Source organism: Synechococcus sp. CCAP 1479/10, assembly GCF_019038515.1.
Classification (GTDB): Bacteria; Cyanobacteriota; Cyanobacteriia; order PCC-6307; family Cyanobiaceae; genus Cyanobium.
This window is the reverse complement of the sequence record NZ_JAFKRJ010000041.1, coordinates 1-24,705: the sequence shown is the minus strand read 5'-3', so window position 1 is coordinate 24,705 and position 24,705 is coordinate 1. Positions and strand designations below refer to the sequence as shown.

Genomic DNA, 24,705 nt, shown 5'->3' with positions numbered 1-24,705 from the left:
GTCACGGGGACCCGGGTTGAGGGGGAGCGGGCTCAGGGGGGGACGGGGGCGGCAGACGCCGCTCCAGCTCCTCCCGCAGGGCCGTGGCGTCGAAGAGCATCGGCAGCAGGTGGATGCTCTTCTGCTCCCGGAAATAGAACAGCACCGGCAGGGCCGGCCACCAGACCCGCCAGCCGATCCATGCGTCGTAGGGGAAGCGGCGGATCACGGTGTCGCCGCGGGACACCAGCAGGGCGTCGGCCGCAAAGCGCAACCGCAGCAGGGCCGTCTGCAGCAGCAGGAACAGCCCCATGAGCCCCATCGCCAGGGCCGGCCAGAGCGCGGCGCTCCACAGCGGCCGCAGGCCCAGGACGGCGCCCGCCAGCGCCAGCAGCCCGAGCGGCACCCAGGCCCGGGGGCTGAGCACCACCGCGTCCGCGTCGCTGCCGCCGGGGGCGGCGCTGGCCGGAGGGGGGGAGGGGGCGAAGGTCATTGGCCGAAGAGCAACTGGGTGAGCAGCACGTCCACCAGGGCGACGCTGACGAGAATCATGACCACCGCGCCGGTGGTGCTGGCGCCCACCTCCTTGGGCCCCCCCCGGGTGGTGAGCCCCCAGCCGCAGGCGATGACGGCGATCATCAGGCCGAAGACCACGGCCTTGAGCAGCATCGAGGGCAGGTCGTCGGGTTCCATCCAGACCCGCACCGAGTTCCAGAAGACGGAGGGAGGAATGCTGTACAGCAGGGTGCTGCTCACCTGGCCCGACCAGATCGCCATCCAGAAGAACAGCAGGCACTGCACCGGCGCCATCACCACCATGGCCAGCACCCGCGGCACCACCAGGTACTCCACCGGGTCGGTGCGCAGCATCGTGATGGCGTCGATCTGCTCGGTCACCTTCATGGTGCCCAGCTGGGCGGCGTAGGCGGTGGCCACCTTGCCGGTCAGCAGGGTCGCCGTGAGCAGGGGGGCGATCTCCCGTGAGAGGCCCAGGGCGAGCAGTCCCCCCACGGCGGCGCTGGCCCCCTGCTTGGAGAGTTCGGCCGCCACCTGGATGTTGAACACCGTGCCGGCCGCCAGGGCCGTGATCAGCACGATCAGGAAGCTGCCCGGCCCGGCCTCCAGCAGCTCCTGGACCAGGTCGACCATGCCGATGCGGCCGCGGGCGATGGCGCTCACGGCCTGACCGCCGATCATCAGGCTGGCGCCCAGCCGCTGCAGCCAGCGCGGCGCCTTCATGGCGCCGAGGGCGTCAGGGTCTCCGGCTCGGGGCCCCTCTCCGGCCAGCGCCGCATCACCACCAGGCCCAGCACCACCAGCAGCGCCGGGATCAGGCCCATGCACATCCGGATCGCCAGCAGGGCGCTGTCCGGCTGCAGGATGCCCTTGGCCGCCTGGTAGCCGCTCAGGCTCATCAGGTTGCCGAAGAAGAACAGGGCCAGGCTGATGCAGATCTTCTGGGTGAACACCATCCAGGCGCTGTAAAGCCCGGCGGGCTTCTCCGGATCGGCATCGATGGCATCCGGCAGCAGGGCCCAGGGGATCAGGTAGGCGGTGGAGGCCCCCAGGCCGACGATCAGGATCGTCACCACCAGGGCGGTGAGACGCACCAGGTTGGAGGCCGAGGCGGTGGGGCCGATGGCGGCATCGAGGGGCACCAGCAGCATCGCCATCACACAGGCGGCGATCCAGAGGGCGGTGCCCCAGTGCAGGGCCGTCAGGCGACCGCGGTGGCGGGCGATGGCGGTCCAGAGCTGGAGCCCCACCAGGGTGCTGACCTGGAACGGCAGCAGGATCCAGTTGCTCCAGCCCTCCGGCAGCCGCATCACCACCGGCAGGAAGATCAGCGCCGCCGTCTGCATGATCTGCAGGGCGCACCAGAGCAGCAGGTACAACCCCAGGACCATCTGGAAACGACCGTTGCTGCCCACCCGGGCCAGGAGCCGCCGGGTGGTGCCCCGCTGGCTGGTGGGTCGCTGGCAGTGCCGCGCCGCCGGGGCGATGCCCCAGCCGCAGAGCAGGGTGGAGCAGGTGATCAGCACCCCCGAGAAGATCCCCACCTGCAGGTAGCTGTCGGGGTTCTGGTGATCCTTGAGCAGCACGCCCCCCAGCACGATCCCCACCAGGCCGGCGATGATCGATCCGGTGAAGCGGGCGCTGTTGAGGCGGGTGCGCAGGTTGACGCTGGTGGTCAGTTCCGCCGCCAGGGCGGAGTAGGGAAGGTTGACGCAGGTGTAGAGGGTGTTGGCCACCATCGAGATCGCCACGAACACGGCGAACCGGACCCAGAGCCCCCCCGGCGGCAGCCACCACATCAGGGCCATGGCGAAGCCGAGCGGAACGGCGCTGCCCAGGATCCAGGGCAGCCGGGGCCCCCAGGAGCTGCGGGTCTTGTCGCTCAGCCAGCCCACGACCGGGTCGTTGATGGCATCCCAGAGCCGGGCCGTCATCAGCACCAGCCCGGCCATCCAGGCCGGCAGCCCCGCCGCCGAGGTGTAGAAGATGAAGAGGTAGAAGCCGATCAGGGAGGCCGCCATGCCGGTGCCGGCGTCCCCCATGCCGTAGGCCAGCAGCACCCTGCGGCGTTCACCGGCGGGAAGGTCCGCCGTATCCACTACGCCATCCGCCACACCCGACGGCAGGCCCGGCGCTGCCGGTGGCGGGGAGGACGGTGTGGGGGTGGTCAAACCTGGAGGGGCTCCGGTGGTGGTCGTCCGGTTGTGATCGTCCGGCGGAGGTCGGCCGCAGCAGGTCGGCCGGTGCAGGTCATAATGCTGCAGCCGGTTCCAGGGAGCCAGTTCCAGGGAACCAGTCGCCAGTACTTCTGTACTGCTGCGGGCGTAGTTTAGTGGTAAAACCTCAGCCTTCCAAGCTGATGATGCGGGTTCGATTCCCGCCGCCCGCTTGCTCCTCCGCCGGAGCCCCCACGGCAGGCCCAGCCTGAGCTTCCGTGTCCTCCAGCAGCGGGGTTGCCACCAGCAGCATCAGGCTGCGGCTCTCCAGGGGCGCCGTCGGCAGCAGCCAGGGATCGGCCTTCGCCGGCAGGTCGTGGTCGCCCGGGATGGCCGTGTCGATCACCCGCCGCCAGCCCGTGGCCTGGGCCGGCAGCTGGAACTGCATCGGCTGGTAGTAGGCGTTCATGCCGCACCAGAGCAGGGGGCCGAGGCTGGCGTCATGGAGGCTCCAGGCCAGGCAGTGGGACCAGCTGGCCCAGTCGGGTTTGCCCAGCTCGAGGCCGTGCCACTCCCGCCAGAGGGGCAGGCTGCCGGCGCCCCGGGCCGGGCCGGCAGGGGCCGGGGCCAGGGGCAGCTCCTGGTTGAGCAGGGGGGCGAGCCGCTGACGCAGCTGGATCAGGCGCCGCAGGAAGCGGCGCAGGGCCATGTCCCCGGCGTCCGGCTGCCAGTGCATCCACCCCAGGGGGTTGTTCTGGCACCAAGTGTTGTTGTTGCCCCCCTGGCTGCGTCGCACCTCATCGCCCATCAGCAGCATCGGCACCCCGGGGGCCAGCAGCAGGGAGGCCAGCAGGTTGCGCAGCTGCCGGTCCCGCAGGCCATTCACGCCGGTGTCGCTGCAGGGACCCTCCACGCCGTGGTTCCAGCTGTTGTTGTGGTTGTCCCCGTCGCGGTCGTTCTCGCCGTTGGCCAGGTTGTGCTTGCGGTCGAAGCTGACCAGGTCCGCCAGGGTGAAGCCGTCGTGGGCGGTGAGGAAGTTGATCGTGCGGCCCACCGGAGAGGGCTGGCCGTTGAACAGATCCGGATTGCCTGACAGGCGCTGACTCAGGCTCCAGGTGGTGCGGTCGTCCCCCTTCCAGAAGCGGCGCACGTCGTCGCGGAAGCGGCCGTTCCAGCTGGCCACCCGCCGGGCCGGGAAGTCGGCGAGCCGGTAGAGGCCGCCGCAGTCCCAGGGTTCGCTCACCACCTTCAGATCGCTGAGATCGGGATCCGCCTCCATCTCCTCGAACAGGGGGGGCGCATCGAGGGGGGCCAGGGCCTCGCCCCGGGTCAGGGCGATGCCGAGGTCGAAGCGGAAACCATCGATGCCCAGCTCCGTGCTCCAGCAGCGCAGGGACTCCAGGATCAGGCGCCGCACCAGGGGGCGGTTGGCGGCGATCGTGTTGCCGCAGCCGCTGACATCGAGGTAGTCGCCCCTGGCCGTCTGGTGGTAGTAGAGGGCGTCGCCGAACCCCCGCCAGCTCAGGGTGGGGCCCTCCTGGTTGCCTTCGCTGGTGTGGTTGTAGACCACATCCAGAATCACCTCCAGGCCGGCCTGGTGGCAGGCGGTCACCAGCTGGCGCACCTCGTTCCGTCCCTGCAGCGGGTCGCCGTCGACCAGATAGGCCGGATGGGGGGCCATCCAGCTGACGGGGCTGTAGCCCCAGTGGTTGAACCGCCCGGCGGGGGCGTCCTGGGGATCGAAGGCCATCACCGGCAGCAGTTCGATCGCCGTCACCCCCATCGACTGGAGGTAGGGCAGGGTGTCGATCAGCCCCAGGAGGGTTCCCTGGCGTTCCGCCGGCACCGGACAGCCGGCGCCCCGGGTGAAACCGCCCACGTGCAGCTCGTAGATGACGCTCTTCTGCCAGGAATGGCGCGGCCGGGGGGCGGCGTCGAAGTCGAACCGGTCCCGCTCGGTGACCACCCCCTTGAGGCAGGCGGAGGCATTGGGGACGGCGCCGACGGCGGCGCCCCGCTGGTAGACGTCCCAGCCGGTGATCGCCCTGGCGCAGGGATCGAGCAGCACCTTGGAGGGGTTGAAGCCATGGCTCCCCGGCTGGATCGGGCCGAACACCCGGTAGCCGTAGCAGCAGCCGATGCCGAGCCCTTCCACCTCCACATGCCAGTGCTCACCGGAGCGGTGGGCGGGATCGAGCTCGATCACCTCCAGGGGCTCCCGGGCGGCGCCGTCCGCGAAGATCAGCAGCTCGATGCGGGTGGCCAGGGGGGCCACCACGGAGAAATTGACGCCCCGGCGGGTGACGGAGGCCCCCAGTGGCCAGGGATGTCCGATCCGGGTCGCCGACAAATCACTGGCCTGGGTTCCGCCCAGGCTACGCCGGGCCTCAGGAAGCTGCCGCCGGGGGTTCAATGGGGCGATGAACCCTTCCCCCGCCGCCCTGCTGCCGTCCGAGGAGGGCCGTCCGCCCCTGCCGGTCCGGCCGGGGCTGTGGCTGTTCGCCCCCAGCCGCGAGAGCCAGGGGGGCAGCGCCTGGCTGCTGGAGGCCGCCGGCGCCGACCTGCTGATCGACTGCCCCGCCTATACCCGGGCCAACCTGCGCTTCCTGGCCGGGCGCCCCCGCCATCGGACGGCCGGGAATGGGCCGCCACCGGCCTGGATCGTGCTCACCGGCCGCGGCGGCCACGGCCGCTGCCGCCGCCTGCAGCAGGCTCTTGGATGGCCGGTTCTCGTCCAGGAACAGGAGGCCTACCTCCTGCCCGGTGTGGATCCGCTGCACACCTTCGCCGCGGAACACCGGCTGGAGCCCGACGTGCGGCTGCTCTGGACGCCGGGGCCCTCCCCGGGCGCCTGCGTCGTGCATGTCGCCCCGGCGGCGGGGGACGGCCTGGGCGGGCTGTTCTGCGGCCGGCTGCTGGTTCCGGTGGCGCCGGCCCGCGTCGCGCCCCTGCGGCAGCGGGGCACGTTCCACTGGGGGCGCCAGCTTCGCAGCGTCGAGCGTCTGCGCCGCTGGCTGCCGCCCGGCTCCCCTGGCTGGATCGCCAGCGGCGCCGGACTGGGTGCCCTGAGGGGGCCGAAGCTGGTGGAGCAAGGTGCCGCCCTGCTGGGGGACCTGGATCTGGAGTCCCTGACGCTGCAGCCCCCGGGGGGCGGGCTGCAGGTCGCCCCCATTACCACGGAACACCCCACTGCGGGCCTCCCGCCCCCCAAACCGCTGTCATGAGTGGACTTCTCCTGTTGCGGCCCTGCCGCAACGCCCATACGATTGGCGCGCTGAACGCACCGGGCGGTCGGGGACTTCCGATTCGCCTCCACCACTCGACGACCCGAACCCCGCCATCGCCACCTACCCGGAGGCTTCCCCCGAACAATGAACAAAGCTGATCTCGTCAACATCGTCGCTGCCCGCACGGAGCTCACCAAGACCGACGTCTCCCTCGTCGTCGATGCCGCCATCGAAACCATCGTCGATTCGGTGGTCGAGGGCAAGAAGGTGTCCATCCTCGGTTTCGGCTCCTTCGAGCCCCGTGAGCGGTCCGCCCGTCAGGGTCTGAATCCCAAGACCGGCGAGAAGATCAAGATCCCCGCCAAGCGCGTGCCCGCCTTCACCGCCGGCAAGCTCTTCAAGGACAAGGTCCAGGGCTGATCCCCAGCGGCCGCACTCCTGGCATGACGACGGCCTCAGGGGTTTCCACACCTCCCCTGCGGCTGCCCCTCCATCTCCAGGAACGCCTCGCCGCGGGTCTGGAGCTCAGGCGGCAGGGCTACCGCACCCGTTTCGCCCCCTCCCCCACCGGTCCCCTGCACCGGGGCAACCTCCGCACCGCCCTGCTCGGCTGGCTCGAAGCCCGGCTGAGGGGCGGTGTTTGGCTGTTGCGCATCGATGATCTCGACGGGCCCCGCAACCGGCCGGGCGCCGAGGCCTCGATCCTCGACGACCTCCGCTGGCTCGGTCTGAAGTGGGATGGTCCCGTGGCCCGGCAGAGCGACCACCGCGGCATCTACGCCACCGTTCTTTCGGCCCTGCGCCAGGCAGGACGGCTCTATCCCTGCCGCTGCAGCAGGCGGCTGCTGGCCGATGTTTCCGCGCCCCACGGGGCGCTGGCGGTGTATCCGGGCTACTGCCGGAATCGCCCGCCCCTGTGGGGCCCCCAGGCCGGGCGGCTGCCCAGCTGGCGTCTGCACCTGGAGCCCGGCGCCCTGCGCTGGCAGGAACGCTGCGGGTCCGCTGGCGGCCAGGACGGCCCCGCCGACGTGGGAGACGTGGTGCTGCGCCGGGCCGACGGGGTGGTGGCCTACCACCTGGCCACAGCCGTGGATGAGCTGCTGATGGGCATCAGCGAGGTGGTGCGAGGGGAGGATCTCTGGCCCTCCACCGGGGCCCAGGTGGCCGTGATGGCCGCCCTCGGCGCCGACCCGCCGTCCTATGCCCATGTGCCCCTGTGGCGGGATGGCCAGGGGGAGCGGCTGAGCAAGCGGGAGGGGGCCGAGGGGCTGGCCGGTCTGCGGCGCCGGGGCCTTGATGCCCCCGGGGTGATCGGGGCCCTGGCCGCCAGCCTCGACCTGGTGCCGACGGGCAGCCGGCTCAGTGCCCTCGAGCTGGCGGACGGCCTGAGCATCGAGGTCCTGCAGGGTTGCCTGCGCCGGGGGCAGGGCGCCAAGGCTTAAGGAAGATTTCGGGATCCAGGGGGTCTGGGCGAGGCACAGTGAGGAGATGAAAACAAACCCCTGCGAACCGGCCACGGCTGCCCAGGTTCCTGCCCCCGTGTCGAGGGGCCAGTCCCTCGGACAGAGCCGATGTCCCCAGTGCGGCGGCAGCGGCCTGCTGCGCATCGATGATCAGCGTTACCGCACCTGCCTCGACTGCCTCGGCCAGGGCCGCTCCCCGGCCATGGGGGGCGAAGGGGTCCTCTTCCGGATGGTCACTTCGAGGTCCGTTTCTTCCGCCAGATGAAGAAAGCGGCGGTGGCCACCACCACGGCCAGGGGCGCCGCCGTCAGCAGCAGCAGGATCACGGCCGTCCAGTCGGTGTACATCGGTGCGGGTGTTGAAGCGGTGCCATCATCCCAGCAGATGCCCCCTCCGGTGATGGCCGACGCTCCCCAGCCCAGCGACGTTTCCCGGCCCGGCTTCGGGGTCCGGGCGGGCTACCTGGCCGGCTTCCTGCTGCTCGTCCTGGTGGGGGGAGCGGGCAGGGCCCTGGCGAACGTGCAGTTCGAGAATTGCGTCACCGGCGCCGATGGGTCGATCACCTGCGACACGGTGCCCACCGGCAACACCCTGATGAATGACGTGGACGCCCGCTACGGCTTGCTGCAGAACGCCAGTCCCGGCTGGAGTGAATTCGAGCCCTACCAGGGCTATGACGATGACTTCGGTGGCAATGAGACATGAGCGGCCGGAACGGTCAGGTTGCAACGACATGTGGCGCCCCCTCGCGGCCAGCGGGTCCTCTGGAGTAGTTCAGAAGGGTCACTCACGGGGGTTGTGATGCATTTCTGGGCGCCCGAGATCGATCCGGCCCATCCCCTGGAATGCACCCAGGCCGAGCGCTATGTGCTGCAGCGTCTCTCTGACGGTTCCTACGTCTCCATCCGTCCCGACGACCAGGGCCTCGGGGACGTGAGCGAACCGACCTCGGCCTATCTGTTCCATACCCACGAGGCGGCCGTGCGCGCCGCCGGTGAACTCAATCGCCTCGGTGGTGACGACTTCGACGTGGTGAAGGTGGAGTGGCCCATCGCCCTCTGCTGAAGCCGCCACGGGTTGGCGTTGGTTCGTGGCATCAATCGGCAGGGCGCCATGGGCAGATCCTCCAATGGCGACAAGCGACGAAACCTTTATAGTGTGAGTCGAAAGGTCTTTCCTACTTCCGATGCTTACCGGATCTGATCTCCTGGCCAAGGTCAAGGAACTGGGCGATGTCTCGAAATCCGATCTGGTGCGTGGTTGCGGCTACGTCAGCACCAAGAAGGACGGGGCGGAACGTCTGAATTTCACGGCCTTTTACGAGGCTCTGCTGGAAGCCAAGGGCGTCAGCCTGGGCGAAGGCGGTGGCAAGGGTGCCTCCAAAGGTGGCCGCAAACTCAGCTACGTGGCCACCGTCCAGGGGAACGGCAATCTTCTGGTGGGCAAGGCCTACACCGCCATGCTCGATCTGCAGCCCGGCGATGAATTCGAGATCAAGCTCGGCCGTAAGCAGATTCGCCTGATTCCCGCCGGCTCCACCGAAGACGACGACTGAAGCTTCAGCCCGTCCCGGCGGGTGATGACCGTTTTCTCTGGCGATCGCAGGCCACCAGGAACGCCGTCACCCGTTCGCCCCAGTTCACCACCACCAGCAGGTTTCGGGGTGATCGCGCGAACCCCTGCTGTGACAGCACGGCGAACTGGTTGAGGTCGTCGTGGCTGACCAGGGGCCGCTGACCCTCCAGGCCCTCCCAGGCGCCCAGGAAGGTTTCCCCCTCGATGGCGCGGCAGCGGGCATAGGCCTCGCCCACGTCGACCCCCCGGCGTCGCAGCCGCACGAAGGCATCCAGATCCGGCCCGAGATGCTCGATCCAGCGTCCCAGGTCCCCCACGGCCACCACCTGGCTGCGGTCCTGGCCTGCGGCCCGCAGCAGCAGGGCCGTCGTCGCCAGCGACCATGCCGGCTCCGCCAGCAGGCGTTCGGCGGCCAAGCAGAGGGCCCCGTGGTGGCTCTCAATCAGCCGTTCATGCCGGGCCTTCAGATCATCCATGGCCGTTCAGGGCAGCGCTGGAGTGGCCAACGATGGTGGGGAGATCCCTCGCCGCAAGCGGGCGCGTCGGAAGCCTCAGGACCGCCGGCTGGCAACGGGAGCGAGGGGAGCGAAGAAGCCGGTGATCGGATTTGAACCGACGACCTACTGATTACGAACGGGTCAGAGGCCGCTGTGGCCGCAGGCCGCTTCAGTCCCCGCCTGGGTTCTGACTTGTCGTGATCGGTCGTGATCGGCCAGACTGGGCCGATAACTGGGCACGCGCCCCCGGTTCCGCCCTCCGTGCCCAGCCCTTCATGGCATCTCCCACGCCGAACTGGCTCACCGGTTTCCGCTTCGCCGTCCATGCCATCGCCGGCCGCGGGTGGTCGGTCAAGGAGAGCAGGGGAAGCATCCGCCTCTCGGTCCGCTATGGCGCCGAGGGCAAGGGGTCGAGCGTCACCCTGCCCCTCGAATGGGGTGCGCACAGCGTGAAGCCGGCCCTGGACCTGATCGGCCGCCTGCACCGCGCCACCACCATCGGCAACCGCTCCCTGCGGGATGCCCTGCGCCTCGAGACGGCGCCCGATACCGCCAACGTCGACAGCCGCGGCCAGTGGGCCCAGCTGGTGGACGCCTTCCGCCATGACCTCAAGACCCACGACCGGATCAAGGCATCCACCTGGACCGACACCTACGGCAGGTTCCTCGCCGCGGCCGTGGCTGAGCTCGAGGCGGGCCGGCCGCCGACCAACGGCTACGACCTGATCAGCAGGGTGCTGATGCCCTGGGCGGCGATGCCCCGCAGCAGGGTGGTGGCGGTGAACGCCATCTGCCGGTGGCTCGATTTCGGGATCGATCACCATGGACTCAGCGACAGCTGGAGAGTAAGCGCCAGCTCCAGGAAGCGGCTCAAGGGCCGGGTGGTGCCCGGCGACCGGCGGGAGAAGACCACCCTCACCGACACCGAGATCCTGCAGCTGATCGCCAGCATCAGCAACGAGCCGTGGGCGAACGCGCTGAAACTGCTGGCGCTCTACGGCCTCCGTCCCGAGGAGCTGAACCACCTGGAGGCCCGCGTCGACCCCCGCTCCGGCGAACTCCGGATGTGGTGCGGCTACGAGAAGGTCTGTGGCCGTGGCTCGACCCCGCCGCGGTGGTTGTTCCCGGTGCCGCTGCATGATGCCGGCGGTGAGCCGGTGCTCTGGAACCTGGTGGGCGCCATGGCGATCGGCCAGCTGCCGCTGCCGCCCCTTTCTGACAAGTACGCCCTGGGCACCTTCCTCCGCCGGTCGCCGGCCTGGCAGGAGCTGGTGGACAGCTACAAGGCCCGAGGCCTCTGGGTGCGCCCGTACAGCCTGCGCGACGCCTACGCCACCCGGGCGCACCAGCGGGTCCCGAACACCGCGGCGATCTCCACGGCGATGGGCCACAGCCTGCGGGTCCATTCCGACAGCTACATCAGTGCGACGGAGGACACCACGGCCGAGGCGTTCGACGCGATCGGCTGAGCCGGCGCACTGGCCTCAGGGGACGGTTTCACGATCGTCCCGGTGATCCGCTGGCCCAGGAGGGGATCCGGCGACGGCCAGCTGCAGGTGACTCCCAGGCCATCCGGCTGCACATCCCTTCGCCCTGCTGGCCCCTCGACCAGGTGCGGCGGCATCTCGTGTAAGACGAAACCGCTATCTAATGCCTATCTGGTTTTACACGGGATCCATAAAGACATTTACTCTCGTGTAAAACGGGGCGGATTGTTTGCCAAAACGTGCAAGGAATAGACGGTGCAAGACCGAAAAGGACCGGTACTGTCTGATCAGTCTTCACTCCTTCACATGGCATCTTCCACCGCGCTCCGATGGGTCGACACCAGCACGATGGCGGACTCGCTGGGCATCAGTGTCGTCACCCTGATGCGTTACCGCAAGCTCGAAGACGAGCGGCAGTTCCTCATCGAGGGGACGCACTTTCGCCGCAGCTCCCCCGCGCCCCGTTCCCCCTGGGTGTGGGATGCCGAGAAGACGCAGAAGGCCTTCGCCGTTGCCAGCCGGGCGCCCAGGGCTGCCAAGGCCTGATCACCACCAACACGAAAGCCCCCCGCTGTGGGAGGGCTCGTGTCACCGCCGGTAGGGCCGGCAGTTCACTCCTCGCGCTGGGCAGGCGCAATCACGGCAGCAACCATGACCTTCCATCAATCTAACCCGAAACCTGACTATTTCCCACCGGTCGTCATAACTGAGGGGATCGACCCCGTGGCACTGGCCTTCTCTCTCCAGGAGCAGCTCAACGATCTGCAGGAGGCCCGACTCAACGGAGAGGACGTGACGCCGTTGGAGGAGCTGGAGCTCGAAGAAGCACTGGAGGCGGCCCTGGCGGCTGAGGAGGCCCTGGCGGTTGAGCTGGAGGAGTCGTTCTGATGGCCGCCACACCTTCGACGGCTGGGAGCTGGGTCGAGCTGCTGGCCGACCTGCCCAGCGACTGGCGACTGGTACGGGTCGGCCGGAACAAGGCTCCCATCGCAGGCGATGGCTGGTACGACCTCGACGACTACAGCCCGGACGATGCCGCCGCACTGAACGGCAGTGGCCCGCCGGCCTGGGGCCTGAAGACTGGCCCGTGCTCTGGCGTGGTGGGGCTTGACCTGGATGCCGAGGGCTGGCGCGAGTCCTTCCAGGAGGTCACCGGCCACCCGATCACCGACCTGCCACGCACCATCGGCTGGACCAGTGGCAAGCCAGGCCGGAGCGGACATGCCTTCCAGGTGCCTGAGGAATGGTGGCCATACCTACGAAACCGCCGGGCATTCGAGCGGCCATGGCGGGAAGGCGATCCGCTGGGGAAGAACGGCAAGCCGGCGCCGGTGACGCTCTGGGAGCTGCGTGGCGACCGCCATCAGGCCGTCATCATCGGCGCCCATCCCGAAACCGGCCGCTACCGCTGGCTGCCAGGCTGCAGCCCCCAGGACATCCCCGATCCGGCGATGGCGCCGGACTGGCTGCTGGAGCACCTGCTGGCCGCCCAGGAGCACACGGACGCGCCCCCGGTGGAGCCCACCGCCGACGATGCCGACCGGGCCCTGCGGATGCTCGCCTGCATCCCGGCAGCGGAACACAGCAGCTACAACAGCTGGCTGCGGGTCGGCATGGCACTGCACCACACCGACCCCGGCCTCCTGGCGGCGTGGTGCGACTGGTCCCGGCAGATGCCGAACTTCGATGAAGCCGAGTGCCTGGCGAAGTGGGAGTCGTTCGGCAAGGCCTACAAGGGCACGCCCGCCACCATCCGCACCCTCCACCACCTGGCCAAGGCTGGCGGCTATCAGGAGCCGAAGCGCAGCCGGAAGCGCAGCACTGGATCTGCCGGCCATGCCGCCCGCAGCAGGAGGGCGACTTGATGACAGCCCTTGCACTGCAGGACGCCCGCACCTCTCTGGAGCAGGCCCTGGCAAGCGGAATCGATGCCGCGTCCCTTGAGCAGCAGATCGAAGCCCTCTCCGCCAAATACGACACCTCCCAGCAGACGCTGCGGAACATGGCCGCGGCCATCCGCGACCAGCTGGAGCAGCAGCAGCAGCTGGCCGATGAAACCGCCACCCTCCTGGGTGAGATGGACCGGCATGCGCTGGGGCTGTGGCTCACCCTCGACTACCTGCTCCCCGCCTCCATCGCCGCCGCCTTGCGGGCCATCACCCGCCACCTGCCTTACGACGATCCCGCCATCGCCCTGGCCTTCCTCGCCGGCCAGTCGGGCCTGGCCAAGCTCGGCACGCGGATCTGCGGAAACCCCCTCACCGGATACGAGGTGCCGCTCAACCTCTACGCCTGCATCGTCGGCGCCTCCGGCTCGAAGAAGTCACCACTCCAACGGCTGCTTGTCGAGGCACCCTCCAAGCCTCTCCGGGTGGAGCTGGCCGCCGAGCACAAGCGGCAGGTGGAAGCGATCCGGGAAAAGAATCGAGGCATCAAGCCAGCCGAGCGGGAACAGGAACCGCGCCCCCTCCGCCTGCAGATCCAGGACTACACAGGAGAGGCCCTCGCCGCCCAGCTCGCACGTCAGGAGGAGGCCGGCCTGGGGCTGCTGGTGGCCCGTGATGAGATCGCCGGATTGCTGGGCACCCTCAACGCCTACCGCGGCGGCCGCGGCGGTGATGAGCAGCAGCTGCTGGAGCTCTACGACGGTGATGCCTTCGCATCGCTCCGGGTGACGGCCGGTGATCGCACCTACAGCCGCTGTCACCTCAGCATCTACGGCAACACCCAGCCCGCGGTGCTGGCTGATCTGGCGAAGGGTGGCGACCCCACCGGCAAGTGGGCCCGTTTCCTGTTCGCTCCTCTCCCCGATCGGGTGGCGCCATTGCCCACGACGATCAGCCCCGAAGAACGGGAGGAGGTGGCCGCGGCCTGGAACACACTCCAGACAATCAGCCGGCACTTTTACACCCTTCCCTGCCGCGTCTATCAACTCGACGCCGAGGCCCTGGCCGCATTCAGCCAGTTCGAGGCTGCCTGCCAGCGTCACCAGCTCGATGCGACCCTCGACCCGCACCGCGCCATCCACGGCAAGCAAGCCGGGAAGGTGCTCCGGGTGGCGGGGCTGCTGCAGCTCCAGCGGATCGTCGCCGGGGAAGAGGCCGATGCCGCCCCGATCGGGCTGCCGGTGCTCCAGCGCGCCATGGCCTATGTCACGCACCTGGACGGCTGGGCCCTGGGCCTCCACAGCCAGCTGGCGGCCGTGGGGGAGGGCGGAGTCTCGGAGCTCATGCGGAAGGTCCACCGAACGGCGGAAAGGCAGAGGAAGCCGATCGGCTGGCGGGACGTGCGGCATGCGCTCAGCAAGAAGGAACGGATGGCCGTCGACCGTGACCTGGTGGCCGCCGCCATGAAGCACCTCGAGGAGCTCCAGGTGGGGGAAGTCACAAGCGACGGCGGCCAGCCCCGCTACAGGGCCACGGGTGCCATACCCCCCTGACCGTGGGTCGTGTGGGTTGGATGTGGGTCGCCATCGACCCACATCCTCCCGCCAGTCGTTGCAGTGCTTCTGAAGGTATGTGGGTGGTGTGGGTTGTTTTTTTCCTACTTCCTGTTTTCACCCTCCCCAGCCACAGAAACGCCAGAAACGACCCACACGACCCACACGACCCACATCCAGTCACCGCAAGGGATTTGCGACCCACACCACGACCCACGCACGACCCACACCCCCTGGACCCATGACCCCCACCTTTGAGGACGCTTCCCACCTGACCGCCGGCACGTCGCTGGTCGGGAAGGTGTTCTGTGACTTCGACCAGCTGGTCGAGGCCTTCGGCCAACCACACGCATCTGCAGCCGCTGGTGACGCCCTGGATCGCGTCACCGTCGAGTGGGCGATCCGCACCCGCGAAGGGATCCTGACCATCTGCGACCGGTCCGAATGGGCTGGTGATGGCGACACCACCATCACCCATCGCCCCATCGATTGGGATCTCGGCGGTAACGCCAGAGAGCACACCGACAAGGCCATCCATCCGGTCGTTGCCCTGGTGCATGAGCTGACCGGCTGCAGGGTCTGGGATGCGAGGCCCTGGTGCTTTCGGCCTGCTGCCTGACCTCACCACCACCTTCATCCCCCCCATGCCACGCCCCACCACCAGCTCGAAGACCACCGCCCAGCCCCAGCCCAGCCCCGCGGCACCGATGACCGCTGCCGATCGCATCGAACACCGCGAACGCCTCAGGGCCCTGCCGCCCGGCACCGCCATGGCGATCTGCCAGCCCGGGAAGCCGCTGATCACCGGCCTCCGATTCGTCGGCGTCTACAACAACGTCGACGGCCTGGTGCGCAACAAGCACAAGGAGGTGGTGCGCTGCCCATGGCACCTGCTGCGCGAGGCGATCAACGCCAACGACCTGGGCAAGCTCATCGAGGCCCCCGAGGAGGCCCCGGCAGCACCCGCCGATGGTGCCCAGGCATGACGGCCACCACCAGGCTGCGCCCACGTCCCCAGCGGCCGCCCAGGCGCCGGGCGGCGCCTCCGGTCAGCTGGCGGCCGGTGCCCGTGACGCCGCCGCCCCTGGCCGATCAGGAAGCCGCCTGGAGCAGCGATCTGGGCCGCCTGGACCTGATCTGACCGAAACCGCGTCACAACGTCATGGCCCGCCGCCCTGCCAGGTGCTGCAGTGGGTCTGCAGGCGTGACGCCAGCGTGACGGCGGTTCGTCATGCGTCACGGCTGCCCTGTCTGGTGAGGCAGATGATCAGCGTGGTGGTGTGCCAGCGGGCCCAGCAGCAGGAACGATCCGCCTGTCTCACGTCCACCGCTTCGAGGCCCTGGACGGTCTCAACCTGGGAACCGCGGCGCCTATCGGCGTCATGGACAGCCCGTTGGACATGAGTCTCAGAGGGCCCTGTGCCAGTGCCGGGCCCATGGACCTGGGGTACGATTCAACCAACACGGCCGCCGCTTGTCCCCTGGGCGGATGGCCAATGTGGTAGGGCAGGGCGAAAACCACACACACCGCCCTGCCATGCCTGATTTCTTGTACCGCGGCGTCGCCGTCGCTGACACCTGGTCCACTGGCGCCTGCCGCCCTGGATCCCAGACCCGATTCAACTCCCGTCGCCGTGTCGATGGGTCGCAGCGCTGGAGCTTCGAGCTGCCCAGCGGTGAGCCTTTCTACGCCTTCACCCAGGCCGAGGCGATGGCCGCGATCCGCCTGCTGGAGAAGTGACGGCAGCGTCACGATCGTCACCTGGTCTTAATCCAGATCAAGACGGCATAGCTGGCCGGCCAGGATTAAGACGTCAAAAGATAAGACAAGGGCCGTAACATCCTTCGGCAGGCCTTAGACAAGGCCAGTCCATTCACACACCAACCACGCCACCAACCATGGAAGGAATTCGCGTTCAAGTCGTGTTGCCGCCCGGCCTGGCCGAGGCACTGAAGGCCCGCGCACAGGCTGAGCGGCGTACCGTCAGCAACCTGGGCAGCTATCTCATCGAGACCGGCCTGCGGGATCTGCCGGAGCTCACCACCACCCGGGGGGCCGCGCAATGAGGATCCTCCACACCATCCCCCAGGCCGCCAAGGCGCTGGGCTGCAGCCCCCGCCACATCCGCCGGCTCATCGCCGAGGCCGATGCCAATCGGAAATCCCGCTGGCGGTTCGGCCGCGAGCTCATCGACCTGGCGCCCCTGGGTGCCCAGCGCCGGATGGTCCGGGTGAACGTCGCCGCGGTCGTCCCCACCCTGGAGGCCCGCCCGTGAAGATCATCTGCGAGACCACGGCAGAGGCCGATCTGCTGGCCCGGCGGCTCCCTGCGATCCAGCGGCTGCTGGGCCTGCAGCCGACCACGAACCTGCAGGGCCACCGCCTGGAGCAGCTGCTGGCCGTGGAGCTGGCCGCCGCCGACCTGGAGCGGTGCCTGATGCTGGTGGCCCCCAATGACTGAACTCACCCTCACCACCATGACCACCACCCCCGCCAGATGGCAGCCCACAGACGATCAGCTGAACTTCGAGATCGCCCCGGCATACACCGAAATCATGGACCAGCTCAGGGACCTGAAGGGGAGCCTGGGATGCCCAGACTCTTTCATCAGGGAGTTCCTCGTGGAGTGGCTGGGTGATGAGTTCTCGGATCCTGAATGAGCCGCGGGGGGCGCCTCCCGGAGGTGACGCATCCGGCTGCCCGGCTGATCAGCGGCCCGCCCGGTCGGACATGGCCTTGGCCTGGAGCCTCTCCTTCAGCACCGCCTGGCGCTCCCGCAGCAGCGCGAGGGATTCTTCGAGTCCGGCCAGTTCTTCCTCGTCCGTCATCGCGTCGGGGTCGGCATCGTCCTGGCCCTGCTGACTGGGTGCCACCATCCCGAGGTCATCGGGCCATGCGTGTTCGGCGAGTGATTCCCTCTGGCGCCTGATGTCGGCAGCCAGCGGCGGTGCAGCCGGCGCTCCTGGGGCAGCAGCCGCCGGAGCAGCAGCAGCCGGAGCGAGAGGCATGAATCGATCGCTCGGCCTCGCGGCGGGGCGGGCCACCGGCTGGCCGGTGCGGAAGTCGCGCTCATCAGGCCATGCGGCCATGCCCAGCATGCTCTTGCTCAGGGAGTGGATGTCTTTGGCCATGGGTGAGTAATAACGACATGACGTCCCCTGATTTTTCCCTGTGCAATGCGCTAAGATTCGTACATCAGGAGCAGCCGCTGAGCCGGCCCTGATCAACAGGAACGACCCCCGAGCGCCACGGCGCCCCCACCGCTGCAGGATCGGCACCCGGCCACCAGCAGGCACTGACGAAAGACCCCGCGGTGGGGACCAGCTGGGTGAGGCGCCCGCCCCATTGATCCTCGACAACTGAATAACCCGCGGGAGTCGGTCCCGCTCTCCGGTGGTGGTTCTTCCTGGCACCCCTCCTGAGTCCCGCCAGGGGCTCGCCACCAACCGGAGACGCCATGGCCGACACACCCGCACCCCTCACCGGGGATCCCGAGATCGACGCCTTGCTGGCCGAGATCGACGGATGCCTGGCCGAGTGGGATCTGCTCATCGATGAGCAGCTGGAGATCACCCGTCGCCTGGGTGACCTCGCTGCCATCGATGCGGAGTTCCTGCTGTGAGGGACCGGGGGCACCCGCCCCGGTGAGTCGATCCGTTCCGGGGCCCATGCCCGGCTGCTGCTGGAAGCGATGCGGCGCCGGGCGAATCCTTCGCCCCTGGAATCATGAACACGAACGAAACCCATCCGGTCGAGCTGCTGCTGCTGGCCGGCCTGGTGGTGGCCGAGGCCCTGATCGTGCTGGTGGCCGCCGCCGTCGCCCTGGTGCTGACCATCACCCGATCGAGGCCTGCAGGATCACCCGCCCGGGTGATGACGCCACCGCCGACCACCGCCCCGCCCCCGGCCGTCCACCCGCTGGCCATGGTGGCTGAGCAGCTCGAGGGCCTGCCCGTCTCCCGCCTGCGGCCCATGGTGGGCACCCGCTCGAAGCGGATCAGGAAGGCCGAGCTGGTGGCCCTGGCGGTGGCCTGCTGAGGGCCTGTCCAAGCTGCGCACCTGTCCAAGCCACAGATACGCGCCGCTGATCGGCCCCTGCGGTGACGGGGGATCTGGGCCGTGGCCCTGGCCTTGGACACGGCCGACCGTGGCCGGAACGGTGCATCAGGCCCCTATGTATCAACCAGTCGACCGGATTGGCCCGGCGGATCGGTATAGGAACCGTTTCGAGCAGCGGGAATCATCGGGATGCAGCACCGGGAAAACTCCGGTGACGATGCTCCGTCCCCACCCATGCCCGAACCCCGAGACCGCGCCACCATCGAGGCCGAGATCACCGACCTCCTCTTCCGCCGCACCGATCGGGCGCTGTGGAACGACCCCGCCACCAACCGCCAGATCGATGCCCTCTACGCCGAGCTGGAGCGTGACCACGGCGTGGAGCGTCACCCCGCGCCCCGGTCATGATCGACGCCATCGCTCCAGGCCGACGCGCCAACCTGCGCGCCCGGATCGAAGCGGCTGAGCGGGTGCTCAGTGACGACCGTGAGGAGGCCCAGCTGCGGGCGTTCGCCGCCCGGGAGCTGGAGCGGGCCCGTGCCGCCCTGGCCGAGCTGGAGGCCGAATGACCACTGCCACCGCTACCACCCCGGACCAGCGGATCCGCGAGCTGCAGACCGTGCTCCTCGACCCGGCGACCGACCGCCCCACGTGGATGGCTGCCCACCGCGAGATCGGCCGCATCCAGCGGGAGGCTCACCTGCGGCGCCAGATCGAGGTGGACACCAACTGGCTGGAGCGGATCACCAAGGATCGCCACAGGCATCCGGACGTGCCTCAGCTGCGGCGCCGGCTGGCCGCCAACCTCGCCGAGCTGCGCCAGCTGGAGGGCGCCCGATGAGCAGGCACCCCAGGCCATGGACGCAGACGAAGACGATCAGGGCGCTGCAGATGAGGGAGGCCGGCGCCACGTATGCGGCGATCGCCACGGCGCTGCGAGTGCCCGAGAGCACCGTCAGGTACCACATCAGACCGGGTGAGCGGGAACGCCGGCAGCGAAACGCCCGGGCCCGGTACGCCCGGATGGCCTCTGCCCTGGGCCCAGTGGAACCGCGCCAGCCGCTGCCACCTGCCCGTGGCGTGTGGTTCCGGTTGCGTGGCGCACCACTGGCCCAGCTGGAGCAGCTGGCGGCATGGCGTGGCCTGGCGATTCATACCACCGCCCGCGAGCTGCTGATCGACGCCCTCGATCGCGGCGGCCTGTCCGAGTTCACCTGAAGACCATGAAGATCAGATTCACCATCGACTACAGAGGCAAGGCTCGGCAAGCCTCAGAGAAAGCGGCGGCTGCAGTATTTCAAACACTAAACGCAAGATTTCAAGCCGCACTAGCCAAGCCAGTGTATAGCTGGAATCCCGTAACTACGATCCGCAGCAATGGACAAGAAGTAGGATCACCCCGGAACATCATCGACACCGGATTATTGCGCCAGAGCAATACCGGACCGACCATCAATGGACTCCGCGCAGAGTTTCGCTGGACTGCACCTTATGCCGCTGCGGTTCATGAAGGTGCGCGATTATCGAATGGAACACTGTTGCCAGCCCGCCCCTGGACTGGCGCTGTTTTAGGCACTGAACCGGTCAGCGGAATTGAGCCGTTTGACTACAAGAAAGCGTTTAAGGATACCTGGCTCAAGGCATTCAATGGTGGGTAGGTTGTAATGGCTGGGATGCTGGCCTCAGAAGCAGGGCAGCTTGGTGATCTGCATCGACTGTTTTGGCTGGCAACCCAGTGCCGAGAAGCTCTCTTACTTCTGCGTTTTCAGTATGTAGCCTGAAAAATTACCTACTAACACACCAATTAATGCCAATCCCCATTGCCGGTCTTCCTTGCCTGCCGATGGATTAAGGGCTATGTGGACGCATAGAGCTACAACTACCCCAACGAGGCATAGCGAGTAGACAAGCGTCCACCATTCGCGGCGTCTACGGTGTTTTGCTTCGTCTTCTGTCTCCTCCTTCGTGATGGTCATTGAGTAGTTGACCTGGTGGCCATCGGGCACTCCGCCAAGACCTGTTGGCCCCCCTTGAGTCAGGTCTAGCCCTGGGAGGTTAATCGTAGGCGGCATGCTTAGAGCGCCAGAATTTGTTGCTCCTTGACTTCGCCATCAGAGCCTTCCTGACGGAACACAACGCTCCCGCCATCCTCCATCTGTTTTTTCGCAAGCGCATAGAGGGTCATGGCGCGACGGATGACCTCGCTCTTATTCCCTCCTGCTGCCTCGGCGAATTTCTCTAGGTCAGCAGCAAGCGCATCATTGATTCGCAGTTCAACGCGAGCCATTTGATTTGATTTGGTAAGGCGAGGCCGTGAGGCCTCTGGGTGTGCAGGTAGGGCGCTGTGCCCCGTAGCCGTTTGGGCTACTAACAACTGTACGGGATTTCCCCGTAACCTGGCGCAAGCTGGTGCAACGTGATGCAGCAGTGCCCTCGGCCGCCCAGCAGTGATGGCATCTGCTGATCATCCCCGCCATCAGGGGCTCGTGGGCCGGTCTACGAGGAGACAGGCATCCTGCCGACTCGCGGGAGAGAAGGGTGGGAGCCTCGATGGAGCCACACCGAGCTGTGGACTGGGCACGGACTGGGCACGCTGTCTGAGCGGCGTTCCGGTGATCCTTGAGAAGCCTTGCAGGAACTAAGCCGGTGATCGGATTTGAACCGACGACCTACTGATTACGAATCAGTTGCTCTACCCCTGAGCTACACCGGCATCGGCCAAGAAATTAGCATTCGTCGGATCACCACCTGCTGGGCGCCACTCCATGGGATCCGACCCGAACAGATCCCTGGATCCGGCGCTGCGCCAGCGTCTGCTCAGCGAAGCGAGGACGCCCTGGCGGGGGCTCAGGCGGGCCCTGTGGTTCGCGCTGGTGGCCTCCGCCGGGCTGGGTCTGGCCACCATGGCCCTGCGGGCCTCCGCCGGCTCTGAGGTGGCCTCAGCCGATCTCCTGATCCAGGTCGGCGCCTTCGGCCTCTTCGGGGGGCTGCTCTGGTTCGACCGCAACCGCTCCGACAGCTGAGGGCTCGACGGCTGAGGGTTCGGCGTCTGGGACATCGGGCGCCTGGGTTTCCGGTGGCGGCTCAGGCGTCTGCGCTTCCGGTGGCGGCTGGGCTGGGGGTGGCTCCTGGGCTTCGTCTGGCGGGGTCGCTTCGGGCGGCATCACCGCCTCGGCCAGCTTCAGGGGCTCGGGCAGCAGCAGGGGCAGGCCCAGGCAGAGGCGCTGCTGCTCCAGTTCCTCCAGGCTGAGGGGGCGGGTGGCGGCCACGACCTCGGGGCTGCGGCTCAGCAGCCACAGGGACTGGATCAGCTGCTGCCACTGCCACAGCATCACCACCAGCAGCAGGGCCGCCAGCAGCAGGGCCACCAGGCGCGGGCAGGAGGCGAAGGGGGTGATGGGCGCGGCCACGGCGGCATGGCCATCGATCCACCACATCAGGGGCAGGGCGAGGGCGGCGCCGCCGGCGGTGGCCAGAGCCAGCCCCGGGGCCGCCTGGAGCCGGCTGAGCCGCCGCTGCAGCTCCCGGCGGCCCCGCAGCGGGGTCTGCAGCAGCAGCAGCGACCAGACGTCGGCGGGACGGCGGGCCAGCAGCAGGGAGGGGGCCAGGGCGCCGATCGCCCAGCAGAGCAGCCGCTCCAGGCCCGGCAGGGGGCCCGGGTCGCTCCCGGCCAGGATCAGCAGCAGCAGCAACGCCTCGAGCGGCAGCACCCCGAGGGCGATCAGCTGGAGCCAGAGCAGCGGCTCGCCGCGGGGCGTCACGGGATCAGGTGCTGAGGGTCCGGCGCTGGGTGACCAGCTTGAAGGCCTCGACCCGATCCTTCTCCTGCCAGCCGGTGAACCGATCGCAGCCGATGCCGCACTCGAAGCCGGTGGCCACCTCCTTGACGTCGTCCTTGTTGCGCCGCAGCGAGTCGAGGTCGCCTTCGTAGACGAGCTCCTTGCCGCGGTGGACGCGGATGCGGCAGTTGCGCTGCAGCTTGCCGTTGGTGACGTAGCAGCCGGCCACGGCGCTCTTGCCGATCGTGAACACGGCCCGCACCTCCGCCTCGCCCAGGCTCTCCTCCACCATCTCGGGCTCCAGCAGGCCCTCCATGGCCATCTGGATGTCCTCCAGGAGCTTGTAGATGACGTCGTAATCGCGCACATCCACCCCGGTGGCATCGGCGGCGCGCTTGGCACCGGAGGCCATCGAGGTGTTGAAGCCCACGATCACGGCGCCCGAGGCGGCCGCCAGGTCGACGTCCGTTTCGGTGATCTCGCCCGGTGCCGACAGCAGCACCCGCACCTGAACCTCCTCCTGGGGCAACTGCTCGAGGGATCCGAGGATCGCCTCGACGCTGCCCTGCACATCGGCCTTGAGGATCAGGTTGAGCTCCTTGAGCTCGCCTTCGCTGGCCTGGCCCGACATCGACGCCAGGGACACCCTTCGGGAGGCCATCTGCTGGGCCAGGCGGGTGGCCCGGGCCTCGGTGGCCCGGTCGCCGACGACCGCCCGGGCGCTCTTCTCATCGGCGTAGACCTCGAACTCGTCGCCGGCGGTGGGCACCTCGCTGAAGCCCAGGGCCTCCACGGCGCTCGACGGGCCGGCCTGCTTCACCCGCTTGCCGGTGTCGTCGACCATCGCCCGCACCTTGCCGAGGATCGGACCGGCCGCCAGCACGTCGCCGGCCTTGAGGGTGCCGTTCTGGATCAGCAGGGTGGCCACCGGACCCTTGGCCTTGTCGAGGTGGGCCTCGATCACCGTGCCGCGGGCCATCCGGTCGGGGTTGGCCTGCAGGTCCTCCACTTCGGTGACCAGCAGGATCATCTCCAGCAGCTTGTCGATGTTCTCCCCCTTGATGGCGCTCACGGGGACCATGACGGTGTTGCCGCCCCAGTCCTCGGCCACCAGATCGAGACCGGAGAGCTCCTGTTTGACCCGGTCGGGCTGGGCCCCTTCCTTGTCGATCTTGTTGATCGCCACCACGATCGGCACCTCGGCGGCGCGGGCGTGGCTGATCGCCTCCAGGGTCTGGGGACGGACGCCGTCATCGGCGGCCACCACCAGCACCGCCACGTCGGTGACCTTGGTGCCGCGGGCCCGCATGGCGGTGAACGCCTCGTGACCCGGGGTGTCGAGGAAGGTGATCTTGCGGTGCTCGTCGCCGTGGGGCACATCGACCTGGTAGGCGCCGATGTGCTGGGTGATGCCGCCGGCTTCCCCGGCCGCCACGCGGGTCTTGCGGATGGCGTCGAGCAGGCTCGTCTTGCCGTGGTCGACGTGGCCCATCACGGTCACCACGGGCGGGCGCCGGATCAGGTGCGCCCTGTCGCTCTCCTCGATCATCTCCACGGTCTTCTTGGCCGCGGCCTCGACGTCGTCCTCGAGGACGGGCACGCCGAACTCCTCGGCCACCGTCTCGATCGTGTGCAGGTCGAGGGTCTGGGTGACGGTGGCGCTGATCCCCTTGAAGAACAGGGATTTGATGATCTCGGAGCTCTCCACGCCGAGGCGGTCGGCCAGCTCCTGCACCGTGAGGTTGCCCTCCGGCACGATCAGCATCTCGGGCCGCTGGGCCTTGGCTTCGCGGGAGGCCCGCAGCTCCATCGCCCGGCGCCGCTGGCGCTGGCGGGTGGTCTCCTTCTTGCGCTTGCGCACCGCCACCGTGGGCTTGGCAGCGGTGCCAGGAGCGGAGCGGGGCTTGGCCGGGCGGGCCAGGCTGGCCTGGAGCACCAGGGCTTCCTGCTCGCCGGCGTAGCCGCCGGTTTCGGCGGTGAGGGCATCATCGTTTTCGCCGATGATGTGCACCTTGGTGCGCTGTTTCTGCGGGGTGCGGCTGCGCAGGGCCTCGAGCTTGGCGCTGTCGTCCCAGTCGGGCCGCCGGGCACCGGGGGCACGGGCGCCGGCAGGCGTGGGCGGCCGGAAGCCGGGGCGGCGGGGGGCCGCCGGCGGGGTGGCGGTCGGGCGGGTGACGCCCTCCGTCTCACCACCGGCCTCGGTGCCGCCTTCGCTGCGGTCGGGCCGGCGCGGCGGCGGAGCGGTGGGGCGACCGGTGGGCTTCTGGAGCTGCATCAGCTCGCCGGGGGCCATCGGCTTGCGCATCCCCGCGGGGATGCCCGGGCGGCCGGGGGCCGCCGGACGACCCGGGGCCGAGGTGCCGGGACCCGCCGAGTCGCGGCGGATCGGCTTGCCGACCAGTTCGAGCGGGGTGGGGCCGGGCCGTCCTGGGGCCGAGCCGGCCCTGGCGCCGGCGCTGCCGGGACGGATCGGTGCCGGGGCACCGGGCCGTTGGGGCCGGGCCGAGGGTGGGGCGGGCCGGCTGCTG

Annotated in this window: 36 protein-coding genes and 2 tRNA genes; 28 read left to right on the top strand and 10 right to left on the bottom strand. The window is 68.7% G+C overall.

Going from position 1 to position 24,705, the window contains the following annotated elements; all coding sequences use genetic code 11:
• Position 1: 1 nt before the first annotated feature.
• Genes KUG39_RS14690 through KUG39_RS14680 form a run of 3 tightly spaced genes read right to left on the bottom strand, consistent with a single transcriptional unit; the run spans position 2 to position 2,666 of the window.
• Positions 2–472 (bottom strand): DUF3119 family protein, encoded by a 471-nt coding sequence (locus KUG39_RS14690; RefSeq protein ID WP_216915982.1) that lies wholly within the window; start codon positions 470–472, stop codon positions 2–4.
• The gene (locus KUG39_RS14685) at positions 469–1,218 is read right to left on the bottom strand and encodes an MlaE family ABC transporter permease (protein WP_094587228.1); all 750 of its coding nucleotides are present in this window, start codon (positions 1,216–1,218) and stop codon (positions 469–471) included. The genes KUG39_RS14690 and KUG39_RS14685 overlap by 4 nt, the downstream gene beginning before the upstream one ends.
• Positions 1,215–2,666, bottom strand: coding sequence for an MFS transporter (locus KUG39_RS14680; RefSeq protein ID WP_094587226.1), 1,452 nt, complete (start codon positions 2,664–2,666; stop codon positions 1,215–1,217). Before KUG39_RS14680 ends, KUG39_RS14685 begins: the two co-directional genes overlap by 4 nt.
• A 147-nt stretch (positions 2,667–2,813) precedes the next feature.
• Between KUG39_RS14680 and KUG39_RS14675 the strand changes: the two genes are divergently transcribed.
• A tRNA-Gly gene (locus KUG39_RS14675) sits at positions 2,814–2,884 on the top strand.
• On the opposite strand, the gene KUG39_RS14670 is transcribed toward KUG39_RS14675, so the two are convergent.
• Positions 2,839–5,001 (bottom strand): glycogen debranching protein, encoded by a 2,163-nt coding sequence (locus tag KUG39_RS14670; protein ID WP_216916031.1) that lies wholly within the window; start codon positions 4,999–5,001, stop codon positions 2,839–2,841. The two genes, KUG39_RS14675 and KUG39_RS14670, sit on opposite strands and share 46 nt — an antisense overlap.
• 70 nt (positions 5,002–5,071) lie before the next feature.
• Here KUG39_RS14670 and KUG39_RS14665 point away from each other — a divergent pair, with 70 nt between their 5' ends.
• From KUG39_RS14665 to KUG39_RS14640, 6 genes are all read left to right on the top strand, one after another.
• Positions 5,072–5,875 (top strand): MBL fold metallo-hydrolase, encoded by an 804-nt coding sequence (locus KUG39_RS14665; protein ID WP_216915980.1) that lies wholly within the window; start codon positions 5,072–5,074, stop codon positions 5,873–5,875.
• Between the two features lie 147 nt (positions 5,876–6,022).
• Positions 6,023–6,298 (top strand): HU family DNA-binding protein, encoded by a 276-nt coding sequence (locus KUG39_RS14660; protein WP_015110525.1) that lies wholly within the window; start codon positions 6,023–6,025, stop codon positions 6,296–6,298.
• A gap of 56 nt (positions 6,299–6,354) precedes the next feature.
• On the top strand, positions 6,355–7,320 hold the full coding sequence (gene gluQRS / locus KUG39_RS14655) for a tRNA glutamyl-Q(34) synthetase GluQRS (protein WP_216916029.1): 966 nt from the start codon (positions 6,355–6,357) through the stop codon (positions 7,318–7,320).
• A 420-nt stretch (positions 7,321–7,740) separates the two neighbouring features.
• Positions 7,741–8,046 (top strand): lactate dehydrogenase, encoded by a 306-nt coding sequence (locus tag KUG39_RS14650; RefSeq protein ID WP_286193213.1) that lies wholly within the window; start codon positions 7,741–7,743, stop codon positions 8,044–8,046.
• A 96-nt stretch (positions 8,047–8,142) separates the two neighbouring features.
• Complete coding sequence (locus tag KUG39_RS14645) at positions 8,143–8,406, top strand: hypothetical protein (RefSeq protein WP_094587222.1); 264 nt, start codon at positions 8,143–8,145, stop codon at positions 8,404–8,406.
• 121 nt (positions 8,407–8,527) lie between these two features.
• Positions 8,528–8,896, top strand: a complete 369-nt coding sequence (locus KUG39_RS14640; protein WP_094587220.1) for an AbrB family transcriptional regulator — start codon at positions 8,528–8,530, stop codon at positions 8,894–8,896.
• A 4-nt stretch (positions 8,897–8,900) separates the two neighbouring features.
• On the opposite strand, the gene KUG39_RS14635 is transcribed toward KUG39_RS14640, so the two are convergent.
• A complete protein-coding gene (locus KUG39_RS14635; RefSeq protein ID WP_216915979.1) occupies positions 8,901–9,392 on the bottom strand; it encodes a hypothetical protein in 492 nt (163 codons plus the stop codon).
• Between the two features lie 296 nt (positions 9,393–9,688).
• Between KUG39_RS14635 and KUG39_RS14630 the strand changes: the two genes are divergently transcribed.
• The 13 genes from KUG39_RS14630 (at position 9,689) to KUG39_RS14570 (ending at position 16,999) form a co-directional block, all read left to right on the top strand.
• Positions 9,689–10,882 (top strand): site-specific integrase, encoded by a 1,194-nt coding sequence (locus tag KUG39_RS14630; RefSeq protein WP_216915977.1) that lies wholly within the window; start codon positions 9,689–9,691, stop codon positions 10,880–10,882.
• Positions 10,883–11,248: 366 nt separating this feature from the next.
• A complete protein-coding gene (locus KUG39_RS14625) occupies positions 11,249–11,446 on the top strand; it encodes a hypothetical protein (RefSeq protein ID WP_216915976.1) in 198 nt (65 codons plus the stop codon).
• A gap of 177 nt (positions 11,447–11,623) precedes the next feature.
• Entirely contained in the window at positions 11,624–11,788 is a 165-nt protein-coding gene (locus KUG39_RS14620; RefSeq protein WP_216915975.1) for a hypothetical protein, read from the top strand.
• The gene (locus tag KUG39_RS14615; RefSeq protein ID WP_216915973.1) at positions 11,788–12,765 is read left to right on the top strand and encodes a PriCT-2 domain-containing protein; all 978 of its coding nucleotides are present in this window, start codon (positions 11,788–11,790) and stop codon (positions 12,763–12,765) included. The genes KUG39_RS14620 and KUG39_RS14615 overlap by 1 nt, the downstream gene beginning before the upstream one ends.
• The gene (locus KUG39_RS14610) at positions 12,765–14,339 is read left to right on the top strand and encodes a DUF3987 domain-containing protein (RefSeq protein ID WP_216915971.1); all 1,575 of its coding nucleotides are present in this window, start codon (positions 12,765–12,767) and stop codon (positions 14,337–14,339) included. Before KUG39_RS14615 ends, KUG39_RS14610 begins: the two co-directional genes overlap by 1 nt.
• 241 nt (positions 14,340–14,580) lie before the next feature.
• A complete protein-coding gene (locus KUG39_RS14605) occupies positions 14,581–14,958 on the top strand; it encodes a hypothetical protein (protein ID WP_216915969.1) in 378 nt (125 codons plus the stop codon).
• A 25-nt stretch (positions 14,959–14,983) separates the two neighbouring features.
• The gene (locus KUG39_RS14600) at positions 14,984–15,325 is read left to right on the top strand and encodes a hypothetical protein (protein ID WP_216918352.1); all 342 of its coding nucleotides are present in this window, start codon (positions 14,984–14,986) and stop codon (positions 15,323–15,325) included.
• Entirely contained in the window at positions 15,322–15,480 is a 159-nt protein-coding gene (locus KUG39_RS14595; RefSeq protein WP_216915965.1) for a hypothetical protein, read from the top strand. Before KUG39_RS14600 ends, KUG39_RS14595 begins: the two co-directional genes overlap by 4 nt.
• A gap of 396 nt (positions 15,481–15,876) precedes the next feature.
• Positions 15,877–16,080 carry a hypothetical protein gene (locus KUG39_RS14590; RefSeq protein WP_216915963.1) on the top strand — a complete coding sequence of 68 codons (204 nt, stop codon included), beginning with the start codon at positions 15,877–15,879 and terminating at the stop codon, positions 16,078–16,080.
• 158 nt (positions 16,081–16,238) lie between these two features.
• Positions 16,239–16,406 carry a ribbon-helix-helix domain-containing protein gene (locus KUG39_RS14585; RefSeq protein ID WP_216915961.1) on the top strand — a complete coding sequence of 56 codons (168 nt, stop codon included), beginning with the start codon at positions 16,239–16,241 and terminating at the stop codon, positions 16,404–16,406.
• The gene (locus KUG39_RS14580) at positions 16,403–16,615 is read left to right on the top strand and encodes a hypothetical protein (protein WP_216915959.1); all 213 of its coding nucleotides are present in this window, start codon (positions 16,403–16,405) and stop codon (positions 16,613–16,615) included. Before KUG39_RS14585 ends, KUG39_RS14580 begins: the two co-directional genes overlap by 4 nt.
• Positions 16,612–16,800: a hypothetical protein gene (locus KUG39_RS14575; protein WP_216915957.1), complete on the top strand. Its 189-nt coding sequence runs from the start codon at positions 16,612–16,614 to the stop codon at positions 16,798–16,800. The genes KUG39_RS14580 and KUG39_RS14575 overlap by 4 nt, the downstream gene beginning before the upstream one ends.
• 16 nt (positions 16,801–16,816) lie before the next feature.
• Entirely contained in the window at positions 16,817–16,999 is a 183-nt protein-coding gene (locus KUG39_RS14570) for a hypothetical protein (RefSeq protein WP_216915955.1), read from the top strand.
• A 48-nt stretch (positions 17,000–17,047) separates the two neighbouring features.
• Here KUG39_RS14570 and KUG39_RS14565 read toward each other — a convergent pair whose 3' ends face one another.
• Positions 17,048–17,470 carry a hypothetical protein gene (locus tag KUG39_RS14565; RefSeq protein WP_216915953.1) on the bottom strand — a complete coding sequence of 141 codons (423 nt, stop codon included), beginning with the start codon at positions 17,468–17,470 and terminating at the stop codon, positions 17,048–17,050.
• A 326-nt stretch (positions 17,471–17,796) separates the two neighbouring features.
• On the opposite strand from KUG39_RS14565, the gene KUG39_RS14560 reads away from it, so the two are divergent.
• The 7 genes from KUG39_RS14560 (at position 17,797) to KUG39_RS14535 (ending at position 20,056) form a co-directional block, all read left to right on the top strand.
• Positions 17,797–17,961, top strand: coding sequence for a hypothetical protein (locus tag KUG39_RS14560; RefSeq protein WP_216915951.1), 165 nt, complete (start codon positions 17,797–17,799; stop codon positions 17,959–17,961).
• A gap of 104 nt (positions 17,962–18,065) precedes the next feature.
• Entirely contained in the window at positions 18,066–18,377 is a 312-nt protein-coding gene (locus tag KUG39_RS14555) for a hypothetical protein (RefSeq protein ID WP_216915949.1), read from the top strand.
• Between the two features lie 255 nt (positions 18,378–18,632).
• Positions 18,633–18,806: a hypothetical protein gene (locus tag KUG39_RS14550; RefSeq protein ID WP_216915947.1), complete on the top strand. Its 174-nt coding sequence runs from the start codon at positions 18,633–18,635 to the stop codon at positions 18,804–18,806.
• Entirely contained in the window at positions 18,803–18,967 is a 165-nt protein-coding gene (locus tag KUG39_RS14545; RefSeq protein ID WP_216915945.1) for a hypothetical protein, read from the top strand. The genes KUG39_RS14550 and KUG39_RS14545 overlap by 4 nt, the downstream gene beginning before the upstream one ends.
• Positions 18,964–19,239 carry a hypothetical protein gene (locus KUG39_RS14540; protein WP_216915943.1) on the top strand — a complete coding sequence of 92 codons (276 nt, stop codon included), beginning with the start codon at positions 18,964–18,966 and terminating at the stop codon, positions 19,237–19,239. Before KUG39_RS14545 ends, KUG39_RS14540 begins: the two co-directional genes overlap by 4 nt.
• Positions 19,240–19,490: 251 nt before the next feature.
• Positions 19,491–19,616 (top strand): hypothetical protein, encoded by a 126-nt coding sequence (locus tag KUG39_RS17375; protein ID WP_286193212.1) that lies wholly within the window; start codon positions 19,491–19,493, stop codon positions 19,614–19,616.
• 5 nt (positions 19,617–19,621) lie between these two features.
• The gene (locus KUG39_RS14535) at positions 19,622–20,056 is read left to right on the top strand and encodes a hypothetical protein (protein WP_216915941.1); all 435 of its coding nucleotides are present in this window, start codon (positions 19,622–19,624) and stop codon (positions 20,054–20,056) included.
• A gap of 416 nt (positions 20,057–20,472) precedes the next feature.
• Here KUG39_RS14535 and KUG39_RS14530 read toward each other — a convergent pair whose 3' ends face one another.
• Both KUG39_RS14530 and KUG39_RS14525 read right to left on the bottom strand, forming a co-directional pair.
• A complete protein-coding gene (locus KUG39_RS14530; protein ID WP_216915939.1) occupies positions 20,473–20,685 on the bottom strand; it encodes a ribbon-helix-helix domain-containing protein in 213 nt (70 codons plus the stop codon).
• A 354-nt stretch (positions 20,686–21,039) separates the two neighbouring features.
• Positions 21,040–21,111: transfer RNA gene (locus KUG39_RS14525), tRNA-Thr, on the bottom strand.
• A 52-nt stretch (positions 21,112–21,163) separates the two neighbouring features.
• On the opposite strand from KUG39_RS14525, the gene KUG39_RS14520 reads away from it, so the two are divergent.
• Complete coding sequence (locus KUG39_RS14520) at positions 21,164–21,421, top strand: DUF3493 domain-containing protein (protein ID WP_216915937.1); 258 nt, start codon at positions 21,164–21,166, stop codon at positions 21,419–21,421.
• Here the strand turns inward: KUG39_RS14520 and KUG39_RS14515 are convergent.
• Together KUG39_RS14515 and infB are read right to left on the bottom strand one after the other, a co-directional pair.
• A complete protein-coding gene (locus KUG39_RS14515; protein ID WP_216915935.1) occupies positions 21,338–22,159 on the bottom strand; it encodes a low-complexity tail membrane protein in 822 nt (273 codons plus the stop codon). The two genes, KUG39_RS14520 and KUG39_RS14515, sit on opposite strands and share 84 nt — an antisense overlap.
• A 4-nt stretch (positions 22,160–22,163) precedes the next feature.
• A partial coding sequence (gene infB / locus KUG39_RS14510; RefSeq protein WP_216918348.1) for a translation initiation factor IF-2 occupies positions 22,164–24,705 on the bottom strand: 2,542 nt, incomplete at its 5' end.